Origin of the sequence: Sphingopyxis sp. (genome assembly GCF_050725655.1) — a bacterium.
Lineage (GTDB): Bacteria > Pseudomonadota > Alphaproteobacteria > Sphingomonadales > Sphingomonadaceae > Sphingopyxis.
In genome coordinates, this window is sequence record NZ_JBOHHT010000019.1 from 1 (window position 1) to 3,932 (window position 3,932).

The window sequence follows — 3,932 nt, forward strand, 5'->3', positions numbered from 1 at the left end:
CGCGCCGCGAGGGCTGGTTGCCCTTGCAAGCGGCTTTCGGCCCGAGCTGTTCGCCATTTGGACGTCCCGAAGGGATTTGATCAAAATGGCCCATTGCTTCGTCGAGAAGTCTCGAAATATCGACATATGTCTTCGCCTTCTCTCCTCGCACTGGGTCATTTTGCTTCAAACCTCGATGCCGCTGAAATTGAGGGCGGGCCCTAAGCCTCCTTTGTTGCACTGCACATAGGACATTTTGTCCAATCCCGCGACCGCTCTTCATCGCGCAGGGGCATTTTCATTCGGGGTAATTTTGCCCTATGACCGACTCGTGCCGCCGCATCCTGTCCTGCGGAGGGCGCCAGCTCAAGGATTGCTACCATGGCTGCCGATACTGTGCCCACCACCGAGGTCGAACGCGACGCCCGCGCCCTCCACGGCGCCAGTCAGGATGGGGGCAGCCACCGCATCGACCCCGCCGAAATCGCGATCGGCGTCATCATCGGCCGCACCTCCGAATTCTTCGACTTCTTCGTCTACGCGATCGCGTCGGTGCTGGTGTTCCCGAAGCTCGTCTTCCCGCACCTCGACCCGCTGACGGGTACGCTCTGGTCGTTCGCGATCTTCGCGCTCGCCTTCGTCGCGCGCCCGGTCGGCACGATCATCTTCACCGCGATCGACCGCGCTTATGGCCGCGGTGCCAAGCTCACCATCGCGCTGTTCCTGCTCGGCGGGTCGACCGCGGCGATCGCCTTCGTCCCCAGCTATGAATCGGCCGGCATCGGCGCCGCGCTCCTCCTCGCGCTGTTCCGCATGGGCCAGGGCGTCGCACTCGGCGGCTCGTGGGACGGCCTCGCCTCGCTGCTGGCATTGAACGCGCCCGAGAACCGCCGCGGCTGGTACGCGATGATCCCGCAGCTCGGCGCACCGCTCGGCCTCATCGTCGCCAGCCTGCTCTTCATGTTCCTGATCTCGGCGCTGCCCGCGGCAGATTTCCTTGCGTGGGGCTGGCGCTATCCCTTCTTCGTCGCCTTTGCGATCAACGTCGTCGCGCTGTTCGCGCGGCTGCGCATTGTCGTGACCCCCGAATATGCCGAGCTGTTCGAAAACCGCGCGCTTCAGCCGGCGCCGTTGCTCGAAACGGTGCGATCCGAATGGAAGACGATCGTCATCGGCACCTTCGCGCCGCTCGCCAGCTTCGCGATGTTCCACATGGTCACCGTCTATCCGCTGTCGTGGGTGTTCCTGTTCACCGACGAAAGCCCGGTGCGCTTCCTGATGATCGAGGCGATCGCCGCGGTCGTCGGCATCGGGACGATCATCGCGTCGGGCGCGCTCGCCGACCGCTTCGGCCGCCGCACGTTGCTGGCCGCCACCGCCGCCGCCATCGCGGCGTTCAGCGGCTTTGCGCCGCAATTGCTCGACGCCGGCGAAATCGGCGAGGCGACCTTCATGATCCTCGGCTTCGCGCTGCTCGGCCTGTCGTTCGGCCAGTCGTCGGGCGCGCTCTCGTCGAACTTCCAGCCGCGCCATCGCTACACCGGCTCGGCCTTCACCTCCGACCTCGCCTGGCTGTTCGGCGCCGGCTTCGCGCCGATGGTCGCCCTCTGGCTCTCCAGCCAGTTCGGGCTGATCGCCGCGGGCGCCTATCTGCTCTCGGGCGCGATCGGCACGCTCGTCGCACTCTGGCTCAACCGCGAACTGGCGAGCACGATCGGCTGACCACGCACCCCATGGACTTCAGGGCGAAGATCGAACTGAGGGGGATCAATCCCTATGTGCTGGTCAGCGCCGCGCGGGCGCGGCGGATCAAGGCCGGCTGGAAAAAGCCCCTGCCCGTCCTCGTTCAGGTGAACGGCCAGCCCGATCCCGCCTGGCGGGTCAACATGATGCCGGCGGGCGACGGGGGCTTTTACCTCTATCTCGACGGCGTCGTCCGCAAGGAGTCGGGCACCGATGTCGGCGACACGGTCGACGTGTCGGTCGTTTTCGATCCCGCCTACCGCAGCGGCCCGCAGGACGACATGCTGCCGGAATTTGCAGCCCGCCTCGATGAAGACGCCGGGATCAAAACCCGATGGCAGGCCCTTCCGCCAAGTCTCCAGAAAGAAATCCTGCGTTACCTCGCCAATCTGAAATCGGACGCGGCACGGCATCGCAACATCGATCGTGCGATCGGCGTCCTCGGCGGCGCGAAGGCGCGTTTTTTCCACAGCACGCGCCCCGAGCCCGACCCGAGCCGCCATGTCGCGGACGACCGGGAAACCGATTATATCCTCTGGCCGAACTATCATTCGGGCGCGAACGGCGATTTTCAGACGATCACAATTGCTCGTCGCGACCGTGATGGGCTCGATCATGAAATCGCTGTTTCCGGGGGAGCCCATCTATACGATGGCCTTCGCTGCCTTTGCCTTGCTGCTTGCAATCGCCGCGATGACACGCGTCGACCAGTCGGCCCCGGCCCGCGCCGAAGCCGGCCAGGGCTGACTATCCCCTCTCATCCCGGCCATGGTCGATTATACATCTCGGTCGGCCCCGGATATTCGCTTCCATCGTCCGTCCCGACCTCGCGCGCGATCAACGCGTTCACCATCGCATTGAGGCGCGATATGTTGCGTCGCTGCTCGGGCCGCGCGGCGAGATTGACGATCTCGTCGGGATCGGCGTGCGTATCATAGAGTTCGAGGTCGTTGTTCGCCGACAATTCGGCCCAGTTTTGCGGTTTCCGATGATGCGCCGGCGCGAAATAGCGCGCGAACTTCCAGCGGCCGTCATGCACGCCGCGGTGCAGCCGCCGACGCGAGAGATCGAAACGGTCGGTGAAGGGAGCGGTCGCGGGCTGTCCCGCCTTCGGGGCCCAGCCATAGCCCACGGCATAGTTGAACAAATGCCCCCTGACGTCGCGTTCGGTGCGCGCCTCGGCGTCGGTCAGCAGCGGCGTCACGTCGACGCCGGGCAGGCCCGGATAATGGTCCTTCCGCCAGCCGGCATCCTTCCCGCCCAGCGCGAGCAAGGTCGGTGCAATATCCACCGCGCTCATCAGGCGGCGCGAGCGGCGTCCGCCCGCGACGCCCGGATGAACGATGATCATCGGCACATTGGTCTCCTCGCGATAGATCGTGCCGCCCTTTTGCCGCATGCCGTGCGCGCCCGCCCGTTCGCCATGGTCGGCGGTGTAGACGATGATCGTATTCTCGAGCTGGCCGCTCGTCTCGAGCGCCCACAGCAATTGGCCGATCCGCCGGTCGACGTCGCGGATGCAGTTGTAATAATAATTGCGGAAACGGCGCCACGATACTTCGTCGCTCAGGTCCATGGCACCATAGGTGCGGACGTTCGAAGCGGCGATGCCCCGATGCGCCTCGGGCTTTCCGCTCAGGTCGTCGCGGTAAAAGCTGTCGGGCAGCTCGAAGCCATTGTCTTCGGCATAGAGCGGGTCGCCCGGTTCGCGGCGCAGCGGCCCCAGAAGATAGGGGTGCGCGCGCGTCCCGGTCTGCTTGCCCGTCGCGTCATAGAACATGATGTCGTGCGGGTTGAGCAGGCCGACGACCATGAACCATGGCTTGCCGGCCGCCTTGTCCTGCCCCTTGAAATCGAGAATGCTGCGCGAAGCGTCGGCGGCGATATACTGGTCGTGCCGATACCCGTCCCACGTCAGGCCCACCGCCTCGCCGTCGAACCCGTAGTCGTCGAACCCATAGGCTTCCATGGCATGTTCGGTGGCGGGGTAGATCATGCCCGACACCTGGTTCCAGTTCCGCTTTTCGTTGATCGGCGAAAGGTGCCATTTGCCCTTGTAGCTGGTGTAATAGCCCGCCGTGCGCATCATATGCCCCAGCGTCGGCAGATCGGTGGGCAGCACCGGATCATCGGCGCCGCTCGAGTTCAGATAGATACCCGTGCGCTGCGTATGATGCCCGGTGAAGATCGTCGAGCGCGACGGGCTGCAC

3 protein-coding genes and 1 pseudogene are annotated in these 3,932 nt (G+C 64.9%); 3 read left to right on the forward strand and 1 reads right to left on the reverse strand.

What is annotated here, in order from left to right; translation table 11 throughout:
• Nucleotides 1–360 precede the first annotated feature (360 nt).
• The 3 genes and pseudogenes from ACREBX_RS01975 (at nucleotide 361) to ACREBX_RS01985 (ending at nucleotide 2,469) form a co-directional block, all read left to right on the forward strand.
• Nucleotides 361–1,701, forward strand: coding sequence for an MFS transporter (locus tag ACREBX_RS01975; protein WP_431560078.1), 1,341 nt, complete (start codon nucleotides 361–363; stop codon nucleotides 1,699–1,701).
• Nucleotides 1,702–1,712: 11 nt separating this feature from the next.
• Nucleotides 1,713–2,096, forward strand: a pseudogene (locus ACREBX_RS01980) (DUF1905 domain-containing protein); the annotation flags it as partial.
• 241 nt (nucleotides 2,097–2,337) lie between these two features.
• Nucleotides 2,338–2,469, forward strand: coding sequence for a hypothetical protein (locus ACREBX_RS01985; protein WP_431560080.1), 132 nt, complete (start codon nucleotides 2,338–2,340; stop codon nucleotides 2,467–2,469).
• Nucleotides 2,470–2,479: 10 nt separating this feature from the next.
• Here the strand turns inward: ACREBX_RS01985 and ACREBX_RS01990 are convergent.
• On the reverse strand, nucleotides 2,480–3,932 hold a 1,453-nt coding region (locus ACREBX_RS01990), incomplete at its 5' end, for a sulfatase-like hydrolase/transferase (protein ID WP_431560079.1).